General features: G+C 73.0%; 18 protein-coding genes. 6 read left to right on the top strand and 12 right to left on the bottom strand.

Going from position 1 to position 19,864, the window contains the following annotated elements; genetic code table 11:
* Nucleotides 1-23: 23 nt before the first annotated feature.
* The 7 genes from ACFY2B_RS10460 to ACFY2B_RS10430 form a co-directional block, all read right to left on the bottom strand.
* A complete protein-coding gene (locus ACFY2B_RS10460) occupies nucleotides 24-734 on the bottom strand; it encodes a phosphoadenylyl-sulfate reductase (protein ID WP_390762737.1) in 711 nt (236 codons plus the stop codon).
* Nucleotides 731-1,009 carry a hypothetical protein gene (locus ACFY2B_RS10455; RefSeq protein WP_390762736.1) on the bottom strand — a complete coding sequence of 93 codons (279 nt, stop codon included), beginning with the start codon at nucleotides 1,007-1,009 and terminating at the stop codon, nucleotides 731-733. Before ACFY2B_RS10455 ends, ACFY2B_RS10460 begins: the two co-directional genes overlap by 4 nt.
* Entirely contained in the window at nucleotides 1,006-2,703 is a 1,698-nt protein-coding gene (locus tag ACFY2B_RS10450) for a nitrite/sulfite reductase (RefSeq protein ID WP_390762735.1), read from the bottom strand. The genes ACFY2B_RS10455 and ACFY2B_RS10450 overlap by 4 nt, the downstream gene beginning before the upstream one ends.
* A gap of 126 nt (nucleotides 2,704-2,829) precedes the next feature.
* Nucleotides 2,830-2,913 (bottom strand): putative leader peptide, encoded by an 84-nt coding sequence (locus ACFY2B_RS10445; protein WP_309486338.1) that lies wholly within the window; start codon nucleotides 2,911-2,913, stop codon nucleotides 2,830-2,832.
* Nucleotides 2,914-3,061: 148 nt separating this feature from the next.
* Nucleotides 3,062-3,613, bottom strand: coding sequence for a GNAT family N-acetyltransferase (locus ACFY2B_RS10440; protein ID WP_390762734.1), 552 nt, complete (start codon nucleotides 3,611-3,613; stop codon nucleotides 3,062-3,064).
* Between the two features lie 17 nt (nucleotides 3,614-3,630).
* Complete coding sequence (locus ACFY2B_RS10435) at nucleotides 3,631-4,962, bottom strand: hypothetical protein (RefSeq protein WP_390762733.1); 1,332 nt, start codon at nucleotides 4,960-4,962, stop codon at nucleotides 3,631-3,633.
* Nucleotides 4,963-5,414: 452 nt separating this feature from the next.
* Nucleotides 5,415-7,061, bottom strand: coding sequence for an acyl-CoA dehydrogenase family protein (locus tag ACFY2B_RS10430; protein WP_390762732.1), 1,647 nt, complete (start codon nucleotides 7,059-7,061; stop codon nucleotides 5,415-5,417).
* A 162-nt stretch (nucleotides 7,062-7,223) separates the two neighbouring features.
* Here ACFY2B_RS10430 and ACFY2B_RS10425 point away from each other — a divergent pair, with 162 nt between their 5' ends.
* Nucleotides 7,224-8,384 (top strand): YihY/virulence factor BrkB family protein, encoded by a 1,161-nt coding sequence (locus ACFY2B_RS10425; protein WP_390762731.1) that lies wholly within the window; start codon nucleotides 7,224-7,226, stop codon nucleotides 8,382-8,384.
* Between the two features lie 159 nt (nucleotides 8,385-8,543).
* Nucleotides 8,544-9,230 (top strand): helix-turn-helix domain-containing protein, encoded by a 687-nt coding sequence (locus ACFY2B_RS10420; RefSeq protein ID WP_390762730.1) that lies wholly within the window; start codon nucleotides 8,544-8,546, stop codon nucleotides 9,228-9,230.
* Here ACFY2B_RS10420 and ACFY2B_RS10415 read toward each other — a convergent pair.
* Both ACFY2B_RS10415 and ACFY2B_RS10410 read right to left on the bottom strand, forming a co-directional pair.
* Nucleotides 9,213-9,614 (bottom strand): VOC family protein, encoded by a 402-nt coding sequence (locus tag ACFY2B_RS10415; RefSeq protein WP_390762729.1) that lies wholly within the window; start codon nucleotides 9,612-9,614, stop codon nucleotides 9,213-9,215. The two genes, ACFY2B_RS10420 and ACFY2B_RS10415, sit on opposite strands and share 18 nt — an antisense overlap.
* A gap of 151 nt (nucleotides 9,615-9,765) precedes the next feature.
* The gene (locus ACFY2B_RS10410) at nucleotides 9,766-10,398 is read right to left on the bottom strand and encodes a VOC family protein (RefSeq protein WP_390762728.1); all 633 of its coding nucleotides are present in this window, start codon (nucleotides 10,396-10,398) and stop codon (nucleotides 9,766-9,768) included.
* A gap of 336 nt (nucleotides 10,399-10,734) precedes the next feature.
* Here ACFY2B_RS10410 and ACFY2B_RS10405 point away from each other — a divergent pair, with 336 nt between their 5' ends.
* Entirely contained in the window at nucleotides 10,735-11,598 is an 864-nt protein-coding gene (locus tag ACFY2B_RS10405) for an oxaloacetate decarboxylase (protein WP_390762727.1), read from the top strand.
* Nucleotides 11,595-11,876: a hypothetical protein gene (locus tag ACFY2B_RS10400; RefSeq protein WP_390762726.1), complete on the top strand. Its 282-nt coding sequence runs from the start codon at nucleotides 11,595-11,597 to the stop codon at nucleotides 11,874-11,876. The genes ACFY2B_RS10405 and ACFY2B_RS10400 overlap by 4 nt, the downstream gene beginning before the upstream one ends.
* Before the next feature lie 340 nt (nucleotides 11,877-12,216).
* Here ACFY2B_RS10400 and ACFY2B_RS10395 read toward each other — a convergent pair whose 3' ends face one another.
* Nucleotides 12,217-14,007, bottom strand: a complete 1,791-nt coding sequence (locus ACFY2B_RS10395; RefSeq protein WP_390762725.1) for an aldehyde dehydrogenase family protein — start codon at nucleotides 14,005-14,007, stop codon at nucleotides 12,217-12,219.
* Nucleotides 14,008-14,260: 253 nt separating this feature from the next.
* On the opposite strand from ACFY2B_RS10395, the gene ACFY2B_RS10390 reads away from it, so the two are divergent.
* Nucleotides 14,261-15,244 (top strand): helix-turn-helix domain-containing protein, encoded by a 984-nt coding sequence (locus ACFY2B_RS10390; RefSeq protein ID WP_390762724.1) that lies wholly within the window; start codon nucleotides 14,261-14,263, stop codon nucleotides 15,242-15,244.
* Nucleotides 15,245-15,548: 304 nt separating this feature from the next.
* Here ACFY2B_RS10390 and ACFY2B_RS10385 read toward each other — a convergent pair whose 3' ends face one another.
* The gene (locus tag ACFY2B_RS10385) at nucleotides 15,549-16,601 is read right to left on the bottom strand and encodes a LacI family DNA-binding transcriptional regulator (protein ID WP_390762723.1); all 1,053 of its coding nucleotides are present in this window, start codon (nucleotides 16,599-16,601) and stop codon (nucleotides 15,549-15,551) included.
* Nucleotides 16,602-17,100: 499 nt separating this feature from the next.
* Here ACFY2B_RS10385 and ACFY2B_RS10380 point away from each other — a divergent pair, with 499 nt between their 5' ends.
* Nucleotides 17,101-18,672, top strand: a complete 1,572-nt coding sequence (locus tag ACFY2B_RS10380) for a carboxylesterase/lipase family protein (protein WP_390762722.1) — start codon at nucleotides 17,101-17,103, stop codon at nucleotides 18,670-18,672.
* A 193-nt stretch (nucleotides 18,673-18,865) separates the two neighbouring features.
* Here the strand turns inward: ACFY2B_RS10380 and mmuM are convergent, their stop codons facing one another.
* Nucleotides 18,866-19,792 (bottom strand): homocysteine S-methyltransferase, encoded by a 927-nt coding sequence (gene mmuM / locus ACFY2B_RS10375; RefSeq protein ID WP_390762721.1) that lies wholly within the window; start codon nucleotides 19,790-19,792, stop codon nucleotides 18,866-18,868.
* Nucleotides 19,793-19,864 lie beyond the last annotated feature (72 nt).

Genomic DNA, 19,864 nt, shown 5'->3' with positions numbered 1-19,864 from the left:
TGTCTCCTGGGTCTCGGTGATCGTCATTCGTGCAGCCCGCACTCGGTCTTGGCACGTCCGGCCCAGCGGCCCGCCCGCGCGTCCTCGCCCGCCAGTACCCGGCGGGTGCAGGGCGCGCAGCCTATGGAGGCGTAGCCGTCCATCAGCAGCGGGTTGGTGAGCACGCCGTGCTCGGCGACGTAGGCGTCCACGTCCTCCTGCGACCAGCGGGCGATCGGGGCGATCTTGACCTTCTGCCGCCGCTCGTCCCAGCCGACCACCGGGGTGTCCGCCCGGGTCGGCGACTCGTCGCGGCGCAGACCGGTCGCCCACGCCTGGTAGTCCCTGAGCCCCTCCTCCAGGGGCAGCACCTTGCGCAGCCGGCAGCACAGGTCGGGATCGCGGTCGTGCAGCTTCGGGCCGTACTCGGCGTCCTGTTCGGCGACCGACCGGCGCGGGGTGAGGGTGATGACGTTGACGTCCATCACCGCCTCGACCGCGTCCCGGGTGCCGATGGTCTCGGGGAAGTGGTAGCCGGTGTCGAGGAACACCACGTCGACGCCCTTCCTGGCGCGCGAGGCCAGATGGGCGACCACCGCGTCCTCCATGGAGGACGTCACACAGAAGCGGCGGCCGAACGTGTCCGCCGCCCATCGCAGGATGTCGAGCGCGGAGGCGTCCTCCAGCTCGTGCCCCGCCCGTTCGGCGAGGGTCCGCAACTCGTCGCTCGTCCGTTCGTCCTGAGCCGTGTTCATGTTCGGTCATCCCCTCCGTTGTCGGAGTGCCGGAGGCCGCCCTCGTCGGGGGAGTTCGCCCGCGGCGCGCTCCGAGCGCTCCCACGGCTCACCCCGCGGGCCAGCAGCCCGAGGAACTTCAACTGGAAGCCGCGGTTGCACGCCGCGCATTCCCAGGCGCTCCCCCCGGACCGGTGGTCGTGCCCGGTCAGGGGGGACGCCGCTGTCTGCTCGCTGGGACGCAGGTCCTCGTCGCCGCAGTAAGGACAGTAGAAAGGAGCGGCCCGCTCGCTCATGAGAGGGCCTCCTCGTCGGCACGGGCGGTCCAGGCGGCGAACCGCTCGCCGTCCTCGCGCTCGGCGAGGAAACGCCTGAGGACGCGCTCCACGTACTCCGGCAGTTCCTCGGAGGTCACCTTCAGCCCCCGCACCTTGCGGCCGAAGCCGGCCTCCAGGCCGAGCGCGCCGCCCAGGTGCACCTGGAAGCCCTCGACCTGGTTGCCGTCGCCGTCCAGGACCAGCTGGCCCTTGAGTCCGATGTCCGCGACCTGGATGCGGGCGCAGGCGTTCGGGCAGCCGTTGACGTTGATGGTGAGCGGCTCGTCGAAGTCGGGGAGGCGGCGCTCCAGTTCCTCGATGAGCGCGGCGCCGCGCACCTTCGTCTCGACGATGGCCAGCTTGCAGTACTCGATGCCGGTACAGGCCATGGTGCCGCGTCGGAAGGGGGACGGGTGCGCGGTGAGGTCCAGCGACTCCAGCCCCTCGACCAGCGAGTCGACCTGCTCCTCGGCGACGTCGAGCACGATCATCTTCTGCTCGGCGGTGGTACGCACCCGGCCGGAGCCGTGCGTCTCGGCGAGATCGGCGATCTTCGCCAGCGTGGCGCCGTCCACGCGGCCGACCCGCGGGGCGAAGCCGACGTAGAACCGGCCGTCCCGCTGCCGGTGCACCCCCACGTGGTCGCGCCACCGCTCGACCGGCTGGGCGGGCGCCGGGCCGTCGGTCAGCTTCCGCTTCAGGTACTCGTCCTCCAGCACCTGCCGGAACTTCTCCACGCCCCAGTCCGCGACCAGGAACTTCAGCCGCGCCCGGGTGCGGAGCCGGCGGTAGCCGTAGTCACGGAAGACCGAGAGGACGCCCTCGTGGACGTCCGGGACCTCGTCGAGCGGGACCCAGGCGCCCAGCCGCTGCCCGATCTTCGGGTTGGTGGACAGACCGCCGCCGACCCACAGGTCGAAGCCGGGCCCGTGCTCGGGGTGCACGACGCCCACGAACGCCACGTCGTTGATCTCGTGCGCCACGTCGAGCAGCGGCGAGCCGGAGACGGCGGTCTTGAACTTGCGGGGCAGGTTGGAGAAGTCCTTGTTGCCGATGATCCGGCGGTGGATCTCCTCGATGGCCGGGGTGCCGTCGATGATCTCGTCCTCGGCGATGCCGGCGACGGGCGAGCCGAGGATGACGCGCGGCGTGTCGCCGCAGGCTTCGGTGGTCGACAGCCCGACGGCCTCCAGCCGGTTCCAGATCTCGGGGACGTCCTCGATCCGGATCCAGTGGTACTGGATGTTCTGCCGGTCGGTGATGTCCGCGGTGCCGCGGGCGAACTCCTGGGAGATCTCGCCGATGACCTTCAGCTGCCGGGTGGTGAGGCGTCCGCCGTCGATCCGCACCCGCAGCATGAAGTAGCTGTCGTCCAGCTCCTCCGGTTCCAGGATCGCGGTCTTGCCGCCGTCGATCCCGGGACGGCGCTGGGTGTACAGCCCCCACCAGCGCATACGGCCGCGCAGGTCGTTGGGGTCGATGGAGTCGAAACCGAGTTTCGAGTAGACCGTCTCAATGCGTGTCCGCACATTGAGACCGTCGTCGTCCTTCTTGAACTGTTCGTTGCCGTTGAGCGGGGTGAAGTGACCCGCGGCCCACTGCCCCTCTCCGCGATGACGGCTCACCTTGCGGCGGGGCGCGGAGGCAGCAGGGTTCTGCGGAGTGGCGGCCATGGCGAGTACGTCCTTCGGGACAGGCGGAATACGGCTCTGACCTGCGCGGCAGGCGCATGGAGCATACGTGTGCGGCCTTTGCGCAGGAAGCAGGCAAAGGCGTGGAATGTCGACGTCGCGGGGCTGTCAGCTCGCCGGACAGATGGCGCTGGACATGCGGCCGAGGTCGACGTGCCGCCGACTCACCAAGGCAATTCCAGTTCCAGACATGACGGAAGCGTGGCACGGCGATCTGGACACAGTCCAGCATTGCCCGCCATGTGGACGTCATCGTCTCGGAATGCGGTATGGGAGTGTGATCGGTCACATGTTCCGCAGGGGGCCTTGTCGATGCAGGTCAGGCCGGGTATGCCCCGGGTCAGGGCCCCGGCGTGGCTACCTCGCGCTCCTCCTCGATCCTGGTGTCGAACAGCCGGAATCCCCGGCGCAGATAGTTGTCCATCGCATGCGCGCCGTCCTGGCTGCACGTATGCAGCCAGACCCGCTTCGTCGGGGTCCGCTCGGGCCACCGCTCCGCGAGGTCCCAGGCGCGGGCCGTGCCGTACGACAGCAGATGGCCGCCGATCAGCCGCCCCCGGAAGGCCGGCAGCAGTCCGAAGTAGACGATCTCCACGACGCCGTCGTCCTGCGGATCCAGTTCCGCGTAACCGGCGGGCGTGCCCCGGTCCAGGGCGACCCAGGTCTCCACGCCGGGCCGGTCCAGGTGCTCCAGCCACCGGGCGTGACTCCAGCCGAGCCGGTCGGTCCAGCGGATGTCACCGCCGACCGAGGCGTAGAGGAAGCGGCTGAACTCGGGGGAGGGGACCTCGGCACGGACGACCCGGACGTCCCCGTCGGGTGTGGCGGCGGGCAACAGGTCGGTCGGGGAGGTCTGTTCCAGGGACCAGGTGGTCACGGCGACGGTGCTCATGCGGGCCAGGGAACCAGCTAACCCAGCGACTTGTCGACAGCGGCCAGCGGGACGGTGAAGAGCATGCGGTTCGTGACCGACCACACCTCGCCCGTCTGCGGCACGTAGGACAACGACCCGGTGTGCTCCGCCCAGCAGTGGTGCGTCGCGTCCGAGCCGCAGCGCGCCACTCGCGCGCCCCCGGTGTCCTGGCGCCACAGGCCGCCGTGGCCCGTCAGGTCGGCGGGCGGATGCGCGAGGTACCAGGTGCTGCGGGCCGACCCCGGCGGCTGGTGGGAGAGCACGCCGCGGATTCGGTGCGCCTGCGTCGTGTACGCCTCCACCGCGTCCGCCCGCCCCGCGGCGTCTATGGCGAGCAGGCCGCTGCGGGCCGGGTCCGAACTGAACGAGTACCGCCACAGGCGGGCCCGCCGGTCGCTGCCGGTGGCGGTCCCCTCGCCGAGGACCAGGCTGTCGGGGGCCGTGCCGCGGTCCAGGGAGATCGTGCCGGGGCACGGCGAGCCGGTCGCGGTGCACCGTCCGGCGGGGTAGCGGTAGGCGGCGACCGCGGGCATGACGTACCGGTAGCCGTCGGCCGACCAGCCGTCCGGCACCCGGCCGATCGCCGCGGCGTCGACCGTGGTGCGCTGGATGCGGTCCAGGTCGTAGACGTAGAGCGCGTCGGCGCTGCCCGTGTTGGTGGTGACCAGCAGCTTGTCCTGGTACCAGACCATGCCGGAGATCTGGGAGGACAGCCCCCGGTAGTCACGGCCGTCCGCGGTGGGGACCACGAGGAGCACCCAGCGGTAGGCGAGGCGGTCGGGGTCGTCGGCGTCCACGAAGGCCACCCGGGCGAGCCCCCGGTCGGCGGCGGGCCCGGCCTTCGTGTGCGTCGAGCCCGCGAGGACCACCCGGTGCTCGCCCCACAGGCCGTCGTCGTCCGCGTCCGCCGAGGTGGTCACCGACGACGGCCGCCAGTCCGGTGCGGCGGCGTCGGCGCGGTCCCAGCAGTAGGCCCGGTCGGCCGCCGGCTCGACGGGCAGCGACTCGCGGTCGCCCTCGGTGCAGTCGGTCGCGTTGCGCAGGGTGCGGTCGGCGCTGCGCAGGACGGCGTCGACGCCGACCGGACGGCCCATCGCCGAGGTCAGCCGGTCCAGCGTCCGGTACGGCACCGGCTGCTCCTGGAGCCGCAGCTTCGCGGTGTCGGCGGCGGAGGTCAGCGGCCTGAGCGCGCCGGGGTCGTCGGCGATCGTGGCCTGCGAGGCGCTGATCAGGGTGGCGGTCGCGGTGAGCGCGAGCGCGGTACCGGCCAGGACCGCGCGCAGGGCCTTGCCCCGCTTGCGCCTGCGATGTCTGCCGCGATGCTGCATAGTTCCTCCCGACGCGGGCCAACTGCGCCTGGTGATCCGTACGTTGACCGAGGAGCAGGTGGGGAAGCCCGTACGAGGATGCTACGACAGGAGCGGCCCCCAGCGGTCGAAGACCCTGCAAATATGCGGTGGATACCGCTGGATGTGCCGAATCGGATGCGCTGCATATGCCACCGGCCCTACCCTTTCACCTCCCGTCACCTCCCGTGCGCCCTCGGGACCGCCGCCGCTGTGCGGCGGGCCGGGCGGGTATGCCGGAGAAGCAGCGACACGCCCGGCCCCGCCAGGACGTCCGAGCAGGCCGTGCGACATCCGCCGCGGTCCGACAGCGCCCCGCACGGGCTCAGGCCCGGCCCCCGCGCGGTGTGCCTGCCCGCGACTCGGGCGTGGCCGTGGTTGCCTCTCCCCGGGCGCGTGCCCGCCGGCCCTCTCCGTCCCCGGAGGGAACCCGCTCAGGACTCGGGTCGTGCCCGGTCCACCACCGCCGCCAGGTCCAGGGTGTGCGGCAGGGTGCCGAACGCGGAACCCCAGTCGCCGCCCAGGCGGGACGCGCAGAACGTGTCGGCGACCTCCGGGGGCGCGTACCGCACCAGCAGCGAACCCTGGAGGACCAGTGCCATGCGTTCCACCAGGCGCCGGGCGTGTCCCTCGGCGCTCTCCGCGTCGCCCAGGTCGCCCAGACCGGCCAACAGGTCCTTCACCGCCCCGTCCAGCCGGTGGTCGGCGCCGCGCGCCCGGCCGACCTCCAGCAGGAAGGCGTCCAGCGACTGCGGTTCGCGGCGCAGCGCCCGCAGCACGTCCAGCGCCTGCACGTTCCCGGCGCCCTCCCAGACGGAGTTGAGCGGCGACTCGCGCACCAGCCGGGGCAGCCCCGACTCCTCGACGTAGCCGTTGCCGCCCAGGCACTCGGCCGCCTCCACCGCCACCGGCGCACACCGCTTGGTCACCCAGTACTTGGCGGCGGGCACCGCGAGCCGCAGCAGCGCCAGTTCCCGCTCGCTCCCGTCGTCACAGGCGGCGGCCAGGCGCAGCGCGAGCGCCGTCGCAGCCTCCGACTCCAGGGCGAGGTCGGCCAGCACGTTGCGCATCAGCGGCTTGTCGACCAGCCTGCCGCCGAAGGCCGCACGGTGCGTGCAGTGGTGCACCGCCTGCGCCACCGCCTGCCGCATCAGGCCCGCCGACCCGAGCACGCAGTCCAGCCGGGTCGCGGCGACCATCTCGATGATCGTCCGCACCCCGCGCCCCTCCTCGCCCACCCGGCGCGCCCAGGTCCCCGCGAACTCGACCTCGGCGGACGCGTTCGACCGGTTGCCCAGCTTGTCCTTGAGCCGCTGGAGGAGGAAGACGTTGCGGCTGCCGTCCGCCAGCACCCGCGGGACGAGGAAGCAGGTCAGCCCCTCGGGCGCCTGCGCCAGCACCAGGAACCCGTCGGACATCGGGGCCGAGCAGAACCACTTGTGCCCGGTCAGCTCGTACGCCCCGGGCTCGGCGAGCGGCCGGGCCGCGGTCGTGTTCGCCCGTACGTCGCTGCCGCCCTGCTTCTCCGTCATGGCCATCCCGAGGAGCGCGCCGGGTTTCTCCCCCGCGGGCCGCAGACCGCGCTCGTAGACCGTGGACGTCAGCCGGGGCTCCCACTCGGCGGCGAGCGCGGGCTCGGCGCGCAGCGCGGGCACCGCCGCGTGCGTCATGGACAGCGGGCAGCAGGTGCCGGCCTCCACCTGCGTCCAGACCAGGAATCCGGCGGCCCGCCGCACCTGCCCGGCCGGCCGGACCCAGGCCGTGGTCAGGCCCGCCGAGACCCCCTTGCCCAGCAGCCGGTGCCAGGCCGGGTGGAAGTCGACCTCGTCGATCCGGTGGCCGTAGCGGTCATGGGTGCGCAGCCGGGGCGGGTACTCGTTCGCCTGCACCCCCCACTCCTGCAACTGGGCCGAGCCGGCGGCCCGGCCGAGCGCGGACAACTCGTCGCGCACCTCGTCGAGCAGGGCGGGGTCGGTGTGTCGTTCGACCGCCTCGGCCAGGGCCCGGTCGGCGGTGAACACGTCGTACCCGACCAGCGGCGGCGGCTGGTTCGTCACGGTGTGCGTGGTGGTGCCTGCCATGTCTGCGAACCTATCCCGGGGCGACGGCGGGGGCACCACAGTGACACAGGGGGCGGCGCCCGGCGCCCTGTCCGGGCGGCGCACGCCCGCGGCCTTCCCCGGAAGGTCCCCTGCGCTCCGCCCGGAAGGTGAGGGGGCGTCGTACGGCGATACCTTTGGCTCGTGCAGCCAGCCAGTGAACCCCCTGAGCAGCCCACCGGGCGCTTCCACCGGGCACGTGCCCTCTACCGGAACGTTTCCATGCGGCGGACCCTCTGGCTGCTGCTCAAGGACACCGTCAACTCCTGCCTGGAGTACCGCATCCTGGGCCTGGCGGCCGAGGCGGCGTTCTTCACGCTGCTGTCGGTACCGCCGCTGCTGCTCAGCCTGATCGGGCTGCTCGGCTACGTCGACGACTGGACCGGCGCGGACACCATCCAGAGCCTGGAGACCAATCTGCTCGACGCCTCCCGCACCGTCCTGTCGGACAAGGGGGTGAAGGAGATCGCGGAGCCGATCCTGCACGACGTGATGCAGGGCGGCCGGCCCGACGTCATCTCCATAGGCTTCCTGTTCGCGCTGTGGTCGGGTTCGCGCGCGGTGAACGTCTTCATCGACACGATCACCGTGATGTACGGCCTCGACGGCGTCCGGGGCATCGTCCGCACCCGGCTGATGGCCTTCCTGCTGTTCATCGTGGCGCTGGTGATCGGCTCGGTGGCGCTGCCGCTGACGGTGGCCGGGCCGGACGCGGTGGTGCGGGTCCTGCCGTGGTCGGAGACGGTGGTGCAGGTCCTGTACTGGCCCGTCGTGATCGTCCTGTCCATCGTCTTCCTGACCACGCTGTACCACGTCTCCGTGCCGGTGCGTTCGCCGTGGATCGAGGACGTGCCGGGCGCGCTGGTGGCCCTCGCGATGTGGGTCCTGGGCAGCTTCCTGCTGCGCATCTACCTGACGCACACCATCGAGGGCGCCACGATCTACGGATCCCTGGCCGCCGCGGTGGCGGTACTGCTGTGGGTCGGTGTGTCGGCGTTCGCGGTGCTCGTCGGCGCCGCCGTGAACGCCGCGATCGACCGGGTCTGGCCGGCCGCCTCCACGGCCGCGGCCCGCGCCGCCAACGAGCGGGTGCGCAAGGCCCAGGTCGCCGAGTACGTGGCCTGGGCCGCCACGGTCGCCGCCCCCGACGACCCGGATGATCCGGACATGCCGTCCGAGTTCCCGGAGCGCTGGTCCCGCTTCCTGCCGCCGGAGGACGTGACGGCGAGGCTCCGTACGCATGTGAAGCACGCCCAGCAGCAGCCGCACAAGGCGAACGGAACCACCGCCCCGCCGGACAAGTGACGCCCGCCGCCTGCCGTACGCCGTCCGTGCCCGTCCCCGCCGCGTTCCGCCGGTCCGCTCTCCGGTGGGCGCGGCCGGCCTGGCCGGTGCGGCCGGGCCGGGCGAGGTCCGGGCCTGGCCGGCGGGAGCACCGCACCCGCCCGGCGTAGCCTGCCGTACGTGTACGAGGAGCGGGCGTCCCGGCTGGCCGGAGCGGTGGTGTGGCGGATCACCCCGGACGGTGCCGTCGCCGGACCCGTGCTCCCCGACGGCTGCATGGACCTGCTGTGGAGCGAGGGCCGGCTGTTGGTCGCGGGCCCGGACACCCGCGCCCATCCGCACGACGGCCCGGCCCGCCGCTGGGCGGGCCTCCGCTTCCGGCCGGGCACCGCGCCCGCCTTCTTCGGCGTGCCGGCCCACGAACTGCGCGACCGGCGGGTGGAATTGGCCGACCTGTGGCCCGCCGCGCGGGTGCGCCGGCTGGGCGCGCGCGTCGACAAGGCGGCCGACCCGGCGACCGCGCTCGAGGAGATCGCCCTGGAGCGCTCGGCCGGTCTGCCGCCGCCCGACCCGTTCCTCGCGCCCCTGGTCGAGGCCCTGGACGCGGGCCGACCGGTGGCCGCCACCGCCGACGAGCTGGGTCTCGGCGCCCGGCAGCTGCACCGCCGCAGCCTGGCCGCCTTCGGCTACGGTCCCAAGACACTGGCCCGTGTCCTGCGGCTGCAACGGGCCCTCGCACTGGCCCGGTCCGGGGTGCCGCTCGCCGAGACCGCGGTCCGCGCGGGCTACGCCGACCAGCCCCATCTGGCCCGCGACGTGAGGGAGTTGGCGGGGATGCCGCTGGGACGGCTACTCGTCGGCGGGTAGCGGAGCGAACAGGTCGACGGCGTTGTTGTCCGGGTCGTGCACGGTGGCGTACCGCTGGCCCCAGAAGGCGTCCCACGGCTTCAGTTCCCCGTGGTACCCGGCGTCCACCAGGTCCTGGTACAGGGCGTCCACCTCGGCCGGCGAGCCGCACCGGAAGGCGAGCGAGACCCGGCCGCCGCCGACGGGAGGCCGCCAGCCGGGGTGGAAGGCGCGGACGGTCTCCTCGGTGTCCAGGGCGAAGGTCAGCCCGCCGGGCAGTACTGCCTCGACGTGCGGCTGCTCCTCGGCGTCCGCGGGGAATTCCAGGCCGAGGCGACGGTAGAAGGCGAGCGAGGCGGCGAGGTCGGAGACGACCGCGCCGATCAGGGCGAAGCGTGGTTCCATACCGTCACCGTAGGCGGCGTCCGGACCGCCGGTCTTGAACGAATCGGACGCCCTGCGAGAACGCAGGAGACGCCGTCTCGCCCCTGTCCCTCCCCTCGATCCTGTCGCTGTTCTGCTCCGTTCTGCTCCGTCCCGTCCCGCCCGTTCTGCCTCAGCCGAAGGTGACCGGCCCCCGGGGTGTGTCCACCGTGAAGGACAGCGCCACCGGGCCCTCGGCGAGGGCGAGTCCGGTGCCCAGAGCGGTCAGCAGCGGGTGGATCGCGTCCGGATCGGGCGCGGTGGCCGAGACCGCCAGCAAGGGGGTGACCGGCAGGCCGGACGCGGCCGGGTGGAGTGCGGCGCCCCAGTCGATCAGGAACGGGACAAGACCGGAGGGGTGCGCCGTGTCACTGTCGGTGAGGCGCCACGTCAGCAGGGACCCGTCCGGCCGACGGCGGCTCATCGGCCGCGGGGTACCGGGGTCGTAGCCCCCCGCGCGCGCCGCCGCGACCGCCGAGTCCAGGTCGGGCGGGCTGATCGCCCAGGTCACCGGGCGTGCCCCGGCCAGCAGGTCGACGCCGAACGGCCGCCCGTCCGACGGATCCGGCTGCTCCGGATCAGGTCCGATGATCTCCAGGTAGCTGCGGCCGCCCAGCGACACCAGGAAATTGCGGGTGCCGAGCCCGACGTGGACGCCACCGGCGGCGGGCGGCACCCCGGTCCGCCGGGTGAAGCCGGCGACCGTCGACGCCAGGTCCGGAGTGGCGAGGACCAGGTGGTCGAGGAGGGGCGGGATGGCATTCATTCCGGCCGACGCTAAGCGCCCCGCGGGTCCCGTTCAAGGTGCGCCGCGGAGAAAGCCGGGGCGCGGACGGACGGCAGCCGCGCCGGGGAGGACGGCTGGGCCGCTCGGGCAACTCCGCCGACCCGCCCGCCGCGGAGGGTTCGCGGCCCCGGCCGGCCCGCGTACCTGGGCTCGGGCACCGGCCGGACGGCCCTGTCGACAGGCCCAGTGACGTTTCTGCGGTGAAACGGATCCGCCATTGGGGTGAGTAAAGGGCGCGCACGGAGAGAGTCACGTGAGTACATAGAGATCCTCTTGTCCTGGTAAAGGACATACCCCCATGGGAGGAGCCAGACCGTGACTTACGGGACCCAATTGCGTGAGCAGATCGCCGCTGAAGGGACGACTCCGCTGATCGGCGTGTACGACATGTACTCGGCGTCGATCGCGGCCAAGCACTACGACGGGATGTTCGTCTCCGGCTTCGGTTTCGCGGCCTCGTACTACGGCCTGCCGGACATCGGGTTCATCGCCTGGCCGGACATGGTCGCGTTCGTCCAGCGGCTGCGGGGTGCGTTCCCGCGCCACCACCTGCTGGTGGACATCGACGACGGCTATGTGGACCCGGAGGTCGCCTGCCACGTCGTGGAGGGGCTGGAGCGGATCGGTGCCTCGGGCGTGATCCTGGAGGACCAGAAGCGGCCGCGGCGTTGCGGACACGCCGAGGGCAAGCAGGTGCTCCCGCTGGAGGAGTACCTGGAGAAGCTGGAGAAGGTACTGGAGACCCGCCAGGACCTGGTGGTGGTGGCCCGTACGGATGCCACGGACGAGCACGACATCCTGCACCGGGCCGAGAAGCTCGCCGCGACCGACGCCGATGTCGTCCTGGTCGACGGGGTCCGCAGCGTGGAGTGGATCCGCCGGATCCGCGAGGTCGTCGGCGGCAAGCCGCTGCTGTTCAACCAGATCGCGGGCGGCAAGTCGCCCCGGCTGTCGCTGGGCGAACTGACCGACCTCGGCGTGGACGTGGCGATCTACAGCACGCCGTGTCTGTTCGCGGCCCATGAGGCGATGGACTCCGCGCTCACCGGCCTGAAGGCGGCCGACGGCCGGCTGCCCGAGGTGGACGCGGCGAGCGGGGTCGGCGTCAAGGCGTCCACCCTGCTGCTGGAGAAGAACATCGCACGCGAGCGGCTGCAGCCCGAGGGCGTGGGCGTGTGACGCGATCCGTACCCACGTTGCGGACGGCGACGGTGATCGCCGCGGCGCTCCTCGGGGCCGCCGCCGCGCCCGCGGCGGCGGGCGGGCCCGAGGGCGGGGTCAAGGGCGGCAGCCTGATCACCGTCCTCGACAACTCGCAGGCGGACTCGATCCTGGAGGTGGACCGCACGGCGAACCTCCAGACCGGCCGTGGCACCGCGGGCAGCGACCACGACGGCAGCGCCGTCGACGCCATCCAGGCCCTCATGGGCGAGGACGCCTCGGCCGACGAGGACTGATCCGGCCTCGTCGCCCGGTCGACGGCCGGGCACCCGACCCGCGGGCGCCCGGCCGGCGGCACCCCGTCCCGTACGGCCCGTGGCACCGCGGCCTGCCGCCGACGGGCACCGGCAGGCGCCCGCCGAAGTCTCGTCCCTGGGCGGGCGCCCGCCGAGGTCCCGTCCCTGGGCGGGCACCCGCCGAAGTCTCGTCCCGGCGCAGGCACCCGCCGAGGTCCCGTCCCTGGGCGGGCGCCCACCGAAGTCTCGTCCCGGGGCAGGCACCCGTCGAACCGCCCTCCCCGGGCGGGCACCCGCCGAAGCGGCGTGCGCAGGCGGGTACCCGCCCCCGTGGCGCGGGCTACGGTGCGACCCTCACGAGCTTGCGGTTGAGGAATTCGCCGATGCCCAGCTCCGACAGTTCACGCCCGAACCCGGAATTCTTGACCCCGCCGAAGGGCAGGCTGGGCGAGTCGGCGAAGCAGGAATTGATGTACACCATTCCGGCCTCGATACGAGACGCCACCTGCCGGGCATGCTCGACGTCGGCGTCGAAGACGTAGCCGCCCAGGCCGAACCTGGTGGCATTGGCCAACTCGATCGCTTCTTCCTCGCTGTCCACGACGTAGAAGGACAGCACCGGCCCGAACGCCTCGTCCTGGTAGAGCGGGTTGTCCGGGCCGATGTCCGTGACGATCGTCGGTTCGAGGAAGAATCCGGGGCGGTCGACGCGGTAGCCACCGTGGACGATTCGGGCTCCCGCGGCCTTCGCGGCCTCGATCTGCCGCAGCAGCACGTCCAAAGCGCGTTCACTGGACACGGGGCCGACGAGGGTGTCCTCGTCCTTCGGCTCACCCACCCTGATCGCGGCGAAGCGTTCCTTCAGCGCGGCCAGCATCTCCTCGCCCCGTTCCCTGCCGACCACGATCACGCGCTTGATGTTGACGCAGCCCTGCCCCGAGTTGTAGATGCGTCCCAGCACGACCTGTTCGACCGCGTGCGCCAGCGGCGCGCCTTCCAGGATCAACGCGGGGTCGCTGCCGCCGAGTTCCAGGACCGCCTTCTTGAGGTTGCGGCCGGCGCGTTCGCCGACCGAGGTCCCGGCCCGCTCGCTACCGGTCAGGGTGACGCCGCGTACCCGGAAATCGTCGATCAGCCCGGCGATCTGCTCGATGCCGCAGAAGAGGTTCGTGTAAGCCCCTTCCGGGGCCCCCGCCTCCTCCAAGAGCCGGGCGAAGGCCAGGGCGCACTGCGGCACGCTCTCGGCGTGTTTCAGCATGACCACGTTGCCCGCGACGAGTTGGGACGCGGCCACCCGGGCCAGCTGGTAGTAGGGGAAATTCCACGGTTCGATCGCCAGGATGACGCCGATGGGCTCGGCGGTCAGCTTCGCGCCGGGCTCGCCGGGCAGTGACCGCTCCGCGAGGAATTCCTCCGCGTGCGCCGCGTAGTAGTCCAGGATGTCCGCCACCAGATCGACTTCGAAGTAGCCGAAGCGGGTGACCTTTCCCATTTCCAGGGTCAGGTATTCCACGTATTCATCCCGCTTCTCGCGGAGGATCCGGGCGGCGCGGGCGACGATCCGGGCCCGTTCCGCAACCGGCCTGAACCGCCAGTCCTCACGGTAGAGCCGGTCCGCGGTGGCCAGCGCCGCAAAGACTTCCTCATCCGACTGCTGCGGGAATTCTTTCACGAGTTCACCGGTGGCCGGGTTGACCGTACGAAAGCTCATGATCTGCTCCTTTTCTTGTTCTTGTTCTTGTTCCTGGCTTTTCCTGCTGGCTTTTCCTGGCGCGAAGGCCACGGGTCCCGGCGTGACCACAGCCGCCGCCGGGCTCCGGCCCACGCGGCACTGCCCGCTGACGGGCGTCACCGCGCGTCGCCGTCGAACCTCGCTCGGTCCGGGGCAGGTTCGAGCTGGGGGATGGCGCCCGGCGCAGTGGCGAGCGCGGAGCGTGACGGTCTGCCCGGTCAGCGTGGCGCTCGTGCCGAGCGTGCGGCTCATGCCCAGCAGTAGACCGGCCCGGAGGCATTCGGTGAGGATGCCGATGAAACCGGCCAGGAAGAGGCCGAGCAGAGCCTTGCCGGGGAGGCGGTCCTGCCGGGCGGCCACCGTGATCGGGGCCGCGGATTCGATGAGGGTGTCAGGCATGGCGATCTTCCAGGAGCGGTGTGTGGCCCGTCAGGGCGTGCGGCGCCCTGACGGGAGTGCCGGTGCGGGCGGGACGGGTCGTTGCCGCGGCGACGGGGAGAACGGGCCGGGGCGTGCGGGCCGTTGCTCAGCGACACACACCGAGCGTGCTTCGGGCGTCCGCCGTCAGCCAGACACCCGGTTCAGCTACGTCTCGGATGGCTATCACTGGCAGGGACAGGCTGAGCCGCCGACCGCGAGGGATACTCGACACATGGCAACCCATCGCGCCGGCCGCGTCGGACCGTCGGCCGCCGGGGAACCGGCTCCGGTGTCCGGCCCGGGGCGGGGGCTCGACCCGCGCGTGGAGCTGGGCGAGTTCCTGCGCACCCGCAGGGCCCGCCTCAAGCCGGCCGACGTAGGGCTCACCGACCACAGCCGCCGACGCCGGGTACCGGGCCTGCGGCGGGAGGAACTGGCACAGCTCGCCGGAGTCTCCGCGGCGTACTACACACGGTTCGAGCAGGGCAACGCCCGCAACGTCTCACGCGAAGTGCTGGACGCGATCTCCCGGGTGCTCCGGCTTTCCGACGCCGAGCACGCCCATCTGCTCGGCCTGGCCCAGCCAGGGCGGCACCGGCAGCGGCCCACGCCGGCGCGCCGGCAGGTCCGGCCCGCGGTGCGCGAGTTGCTGACGGCGATGGAAGGCGTGCCGGCGTACGTATGGGGCCGCCACACCGATGTGCTGGCGTGGAACCAGACCGCCTCCGCCCTCTTCGGGGACTGGGCGGCCCGTGCCCCGCAGGACCGGAACTGGGCCAGGATCACCTTCCTCGACCCGGCCTCCCGGACGCTGTTCGCGGACTGGGAGGCCAAGGCGTACGACGTGGTGGGACAGCTGCGGCTGGGCGCCGATCCGCAGGCGGACGACTCGTCGCTGGCGTCGCTGATCGGTGAACTCTCCGTGCGGAGCGAGGACTTCCGCAGGCTGTGGGCCGCCCACGACGTCAAGAAGAAGACGCACGGCACCATGCGTTTCTCGCATCCGCTGGTGGGTGAACTGACACTGCGTTACGAGACTCTCGCGGTCCTCGGCGACCCGGAGCAGAAGCTGACGGTCTACCACGCCGAGCCCGGTTCGCCCGCGGAGGAGGCGCTGCGCCTGCTGGCCAGTTGGGGAGCGGACGCCGCACGGGAGCGCCCGGACGACCCGGCCGACCTCGCCGCCCCGGAACGCGGCACGCGCCGCCCCGACTGACGGCACTACGTCGATGAGTCGACCTGGCCCTGACCACTTGGCCCCGACCGCTTGCCTCTGACCTGGCACGGGTCTGACCCGGTGGGGGTCTGACGGGGGCAGCTCTGACCCGGTGCGGGCCCGGCCCCGGCCCCTTTTGAGCCCGGTTCGGCAGAGAGGGCCGGGCCCCATGGCCGGGCCCGGCCCGACGGTCGGGCCGGTCGGCCGCCGGCCCGCTCCCGCCTGCCCCCGCCCGGTAACCGACCCGCTGCGGCGGTGGGTTCACTGTCCGGGCCCCGTGGCCGGCCCCGGTGCGGCAGGCGGGTCAGCGTCCGGGGCCGGGTCGGGTGGCCGTGCTCGTGCGGGGGACGAGGCGGGTCGGCAGTTCCGTGCGCGTTCCCGCCAGGCGTTCGCCGCGCGCCAGCCGTACCAGCAGCCGCAGAGCCGTCGTCGCCATCTCCGCCAGCGGCCGGTGGACCGTGGTCAGCGCCGGGACGGCCCAGCGGGCCTCGGGCAGGTCACCGAAGCCGACCACGCTCAGGTCGTCCGGCGCCCTGAGCCCGCGCTCCGCCAGCGCCTCGTGGATCCCGAGCGCCATCCGGTCCGAGCAGGCGAACACGGCCGTCGGCGGCTCGGGCAGGTCGAGCAGTTCCAGCGTGCACAGCCGGGCGCCGGTGCCGTCGGGACCCGCATGCCGCACGTACTCGGCGTGCTGCTGCACCCCCGCCGCGGCGAGGGCGGAGCGGTACCCGGCCACCCGGGCGTCGCCGTGCACCGTGCCCGGGCGTCCGGCGAGCACGGCGATCCGCTCGTGGCCCAGCGCCAGCAGGTGCTCGGTCGCGGTCACCGCGCCCTGGCCGTCCGCCGCGCCGACCGAGACGACACCGGGCGGCGGCTGGTGCGCCGGGTCGATCAGTACGTACGGGAGGCGGCGCCGGGTCAGCCAGGAGTGCTGGGACGGGGACAGCCCCGGCAGGTGGAACAGCACCCCGCAGGAGCCGCGCGCGGCGGCCCGGTCCAGCCAGGCGTGTTCGGCGCGACCGCTCGCGGTCCCGTCCGGGACGGCGGACACCACCACCTCGAGACCCGCCTCGTGCGCCGCCTCCGCCACCCCGCGCAGCACCGGTCCCGATCCGGGGCCGTCCAGCGACTCCAGCACGAGATCGACCAGACGGGGCGGCCCGGCCGCCTCGAAACGGGATCTGCGCACGTAGCCGAGCCGGTTCAGCGCCTCGGTCACCCGGCGGCGGGTCTCCGGCGCCACGTCCTTGCGGCCGTTGACCACCTTTGACGCGGTCGGCACCGACACGCCCGCCTCGCGGGCCACCATCGCCAGCGTCGGACCGGCCGCCGCGCTCGCGCTCCCCGTACCGACCATCGTCGAACCAGCCTCTCCAGCCCGCCCGAGGGCCAACGAAAGGTGCGGCCGACGCCGCCTCCGCGGCCTGCCAGAACATCATCGAGAAAGCGCTTGCTACGAGAGGTGTGACTCAAGACGACCCGAAGACAGGGAATGCGCGCAAACATCGGCGAGGGAAGTCGCGATCACGGGGGTATCGAACTCGTGATCACGGAAGGCGGTGAACGCGTGATCACAGAGCCGGCGGACCCGCGATCACGAGTGGCGGGGCTCGTGGTCGTCGCGGTCTCCGACGTCGGCGTAGGCGTCGGAGCAGGCGTCGGCGGTCCCGGGGCGCGGGAACGGCGAACCCGAAGCGGGCGCAGACCCACCGGATGGCGCACCGGCGTACGCCGAACAGCCCTCCGGGCGCTGCGCGACCCCGGAATACCGGCGGACGCTGGAGTGCTCTGATGTCACGGTGCAAGCGCTTGAGGGCGACCGGTGCAAGCGCACGGCGGGAGGAGCTGGTGGGCGGATGACGGCAGACCAGGCGGGCCCCGTGGCCGACACGCCGTACGGGGCGGTACGCGGCAGACACGAGCGCGGTGTCGCGGTGTTCCGCGGCATCCCCTACGCGGCCCCGCCCTTCGGGCCGCGCCGGTTCCGCCCGCCCGAGCCGCCCGAACCCTGGGACGGCGTGCGCGACGCGGGCTCCTTCGGACCGACCGCGCCGAAACCGCCGTACTCGGAGGCGTTCGCCCGCTATCTGTCCGACCCGGTCGTCCCCGGCGACGACTGCCTCAATCTCAACATATGGACTCCGGAACCTGGGCCGGGCGCCCGGCTCCCCGTCCTGGTCTGGCTGCACGGCGGCGCCCTGACCAGGGGTTCGTCCGCAGTGCCGGTGTACGACGGGCACGCCTTCGCCCGTGACGGCGTCGTCCTCGTCTCCGTCAACTACCGACTGGGTGTCGAGGGCTACGGACTGTTCCCGGACACGCCCGCCAACCCGGGACTGCGCGACCAACTGGCCGCTCTGCGCTGGGTGCACACCGCCATCGCGGCCTTCGGCGGCGACCCCGACCGGATCACCCTGGCCGGGCAGTCGGCCGGAGCGATCAGCATCGGCGCGCTGATCGCCGCCCCGCAGGCCCAGGGGCTGGTGCGCCGGGCGGTCCTGCAGAGCGGCCCGCCCGAGGTCGTGGAACGCGACAAGGTACGGCGCATGGTGCGCCGGATGGCCACCCGGCTGAAGGTGCCCGCCACCGCCGAGGGCTTCGCCGCGGTCGACCGGGACCTTCTGCTGCGCACCCAGGCCGAGGTGGGCCGGCTGAGCAGCCCGGTCCTGGGCGGTCCGGCGTTCGGGCTCGTCGTGGACGGCGACGTCGTCCCGCGCGGCCCGCTGGAGGCGCTGACCGAGGGCGGGGCGGCGCGGGACGTGGACCTGCTGCTGGGCTGGACCCGCGACGAGTACCGGCTGTGGCTGGTTCCCGGCGGCCTGATGGACCATGTGGACCGGCTCGGCCCGGTGGCGCTGGCCGGTGCCATGGCCCGCTGCCACTGCGGCCCCGAGGTCCCGCGCGGCTACCGCGCCCTCAACCCCAAAGCCCGTACCGCCGAGGTCGTCGGCCAACTGGTCACCGACCATCTGCTGCGCCGCCCGTTGCACCGGTTGGCCGACGCCCGCCCCGGCACCTCGTACGTCTACGAGTTCGCCTGGCCCTCCAACCTCCCGGACCTCGGCGCCTGTCACGCCCTCGAACTGGGCTTCGTGTTCGACACCGGCGACATCCCCGAGTCCCGCAAGCTCGCGGGCGAGGGCGGCCCGCAGGGACTGTCCGACGTGATGCACGCGGCCTGGGTGCGCTTCGTCGCCACCGGCGACCCCGGCTGGCAGGCATGGGACGACAGCCACCCGGTGCGGATCCTCGGCGACGGCGAGCCGCACACCGCCCACGGTCCGCGCGACGCGGACCTCGCCCTGTGGACGGCAGGCAATGGCGCCCACGGCTCGGCCCCCGTCGACGGCACGCCGGCCACGCGCGGCACCGAACTGGCCTCCGCCGTACGCCGGCTGCGCCGCACCATGGCGGCCCGACTGCACTGAGACCGACTGGGCTGAGACCGACTGGGCTGGGACCGACTGGGCTGGGACCGACTGGGCTGGGACCGATCGCACTGAGACCGGCCGGATGGGGATCGGCCGCATTCGGACCGGGCGGGTCGGGACCGGCTGGGTCGGGACCGGTCGTAGCGAGACTGTCCGCACCGAGACCGCCTGCGCCGGGATCGACTGCGCCTCAGGCCGCTTCCAGGGTCCGGGCGATCGACGCGACGGTCCGCGGTCCCACTCGGCAGCAGCCGCCGATCAGCCGGGCGCCCGCGTCCCGCCACGCCGAGACCCGTTCGGCGGCGAAGGTGGCCCGGCCGTCCCAGGCGCGGGCCGCGGCGTCCCAGGACTCGCCGCTGTTGGGGTAGGCGACGACCGGTTTGCCGGTGACCCGGGCGGCGATGCCGACCGCCCGGTCCACGTCCTCGGGCGCGCAGCAGTTCACGCCCACCGCGATCACCTCGTCCGCGTCCGCGGCCAGGGCGAACGCCTCCGCCAGCGGCTGCCCGGCCCGGGTGCGCTCCCCGTCGACGCTGTACGACAGCCAGACGGGCACGCCGAGTCCGCGCACCGCCCGCAGCAGGGCCGCCGCCTCGTCGGCGTCCGGGACGGTCTCCAGGGCCAGCACGTCCGGGGCGGCCCCGGCCAGCACCTCCAGGCGCGGGCGGTGGAAGCGTGCCAGCTCCGCCACGCTCAGCCCGTACCGGCCCCGGTACTCGGAGCCGTCCGCGAGCATCGCCCCGTACGGTCCCGCCGACGCGGCCACCCACAGCGGGCGCGTGATCCCCTCGTCGCGGGCGCGCCGTGCCGCGTCCCGGGCCAGCCGCACGCTGTCGGTGAGCAGCAGGGCCGCCTGCCCGCGGCCGATCCCGCGACTTTCGAAGCCCTCGAAGGTGGCCTGGTAGGAGGCGGTGGTGGCGACGCTCGCGCCCGCCCTGAAGTACGCGAGATGCGCCGCGGCGATCGCCTCTGGCCGCTCGACCAGCAGCCGCGCCGACCACAGCGCGTCGGCCAGGTCGTGCCCGGCTGATTCGAGCTGGTTGGACAGACCGCCGTCGAGCACGACCGCACCGGCCCCGAGCGCTTCGGCGAGCCGCGGTGAGCTGTCGCTGGTCATGCCTCGACGCTAGCCGATGCCACCGGCGGACGGCCCGGTGCACGAGTGCACGAGTGCCCGAGTGCCCCAGCG

This window comes from Streptomyces sp. NPDC001270 (genome assembly GCF_042896695.1).
Classification (GTDB): Bacteria; Actinomycetota; Actinomycetes; order Streptomycetales; family Streptomycetaceae; genus Streptomyces.
Note: the sequence above shows the minus strand (reverse complement) of the source record. Positions and strands in the feature narration are given on the sequence as shown.

Excerpts from the sequence above, each read along its gene's own strand:
- ACFY2B_RS10460 (WP_390762737.1), bottom strand. The coding sequence starts at position 734 with ATGAACACGGCTCAGGACGAACGGACGAGCGACGAGTTGCGGACCCTC.
- ACFY2B_RS10385 (WP_390762723.1), bottom strand. The coding sequence starts at position 16,601 with ATGGTCGGTACGGGGAGCGCGAGCGCGGCGGCCGGTCCGACGCTGGCG.
- ACFY2B_RS10435 (WP_390762733.1), bottom strand. The coding sequence starts at position 4,962 with ATGCAGCATCGCGGCAGACATCGCAGGCGCAAGCGGGGCAAGGCCCTG.
- ACFY2B_RS10380 (WP_390762722.1), top strand. The coding sequence starts at position 17,101 with ATGACGGCAGACCAGGCGGGCCCCGTGGCCGACACGCCGTACGGGGCG.
- ACFY2B_RS10445 (WP_309486338.1), bottom strand. The coding sequence starts at position 2,913 with ATGTCTGGAACTGGAATTGCCTTGGTGAGTCGGCGGCACGTCGACCTC.
- ACFY2B_RS10455 (WP_390762736.1), bottom strand. The coding sequence starts at position 1,009 with ATGAGCGAGCGGGCCGCTCCTTTCTACTGTCCTTACTGCGGCGACGAG.
- ACFY2B_RS10390 (WP_390762724.1), top strand. The coding sequence starts at position 14,261 with ATGGCAACCCATCGCGCCGGCCGCGTCGGACCGTCGGCCGCCGGGGAA.
- ACFY2B_RS10410 (WP_390762728.1), bottom strand. The coding sequence starts at position 10,398 with ATGAATGCCATCCCGCCCCTCCTCGACCACCTGGTCCTCGCCACTCCG.
- mmuM (WP_390762721.1), bottom strand. The coding sequence starts at position 19,792 with ATGACCAGCGACAGCTCACCGCGGCTCGCCGAAGCGCTCGGGGCCGGT.
- ACFY2B_RS10440 (WP_390762734.1), bottom strand. The coding sequence starts at position 3,613 with ATGAGCACCGTCGCCGTGACCACCTGGTCCCTGGAACAGACCTCCCCG.
- ACFY2B_RS10430 (WP_390762732.1), bottom strand. The coding sequence starts at position 7,061 with ATGGCAGGCACCACCACGCACACCGTGACGAACCAGCCGCCGCCGCTG.
- ACFY2B_RS10395 (WP_390762725.1), bottom strand. The coding sequence starts at position 14,007 with ATGCCTGACACCCTCATCGAATCCGCGGCCCCGATCACGGTGGCCGCC.
- ACFY2B_RS10415 (WP_390762729.1), bottom strand. The coding sequence starts at position 9,614 with ATGGAACCACGCTTCGCCCTGATCGGCGCGGTCGTCTCCGACCTCGCC.
- ACFY2B_RS10450 (WP_390762735.1), bottom strand. The coding sequence starts at position 2,703 with ATGGCCGCCACTCCGCAGAACCCTGCTGCCTCCGCGCCCCGCCGCAAG.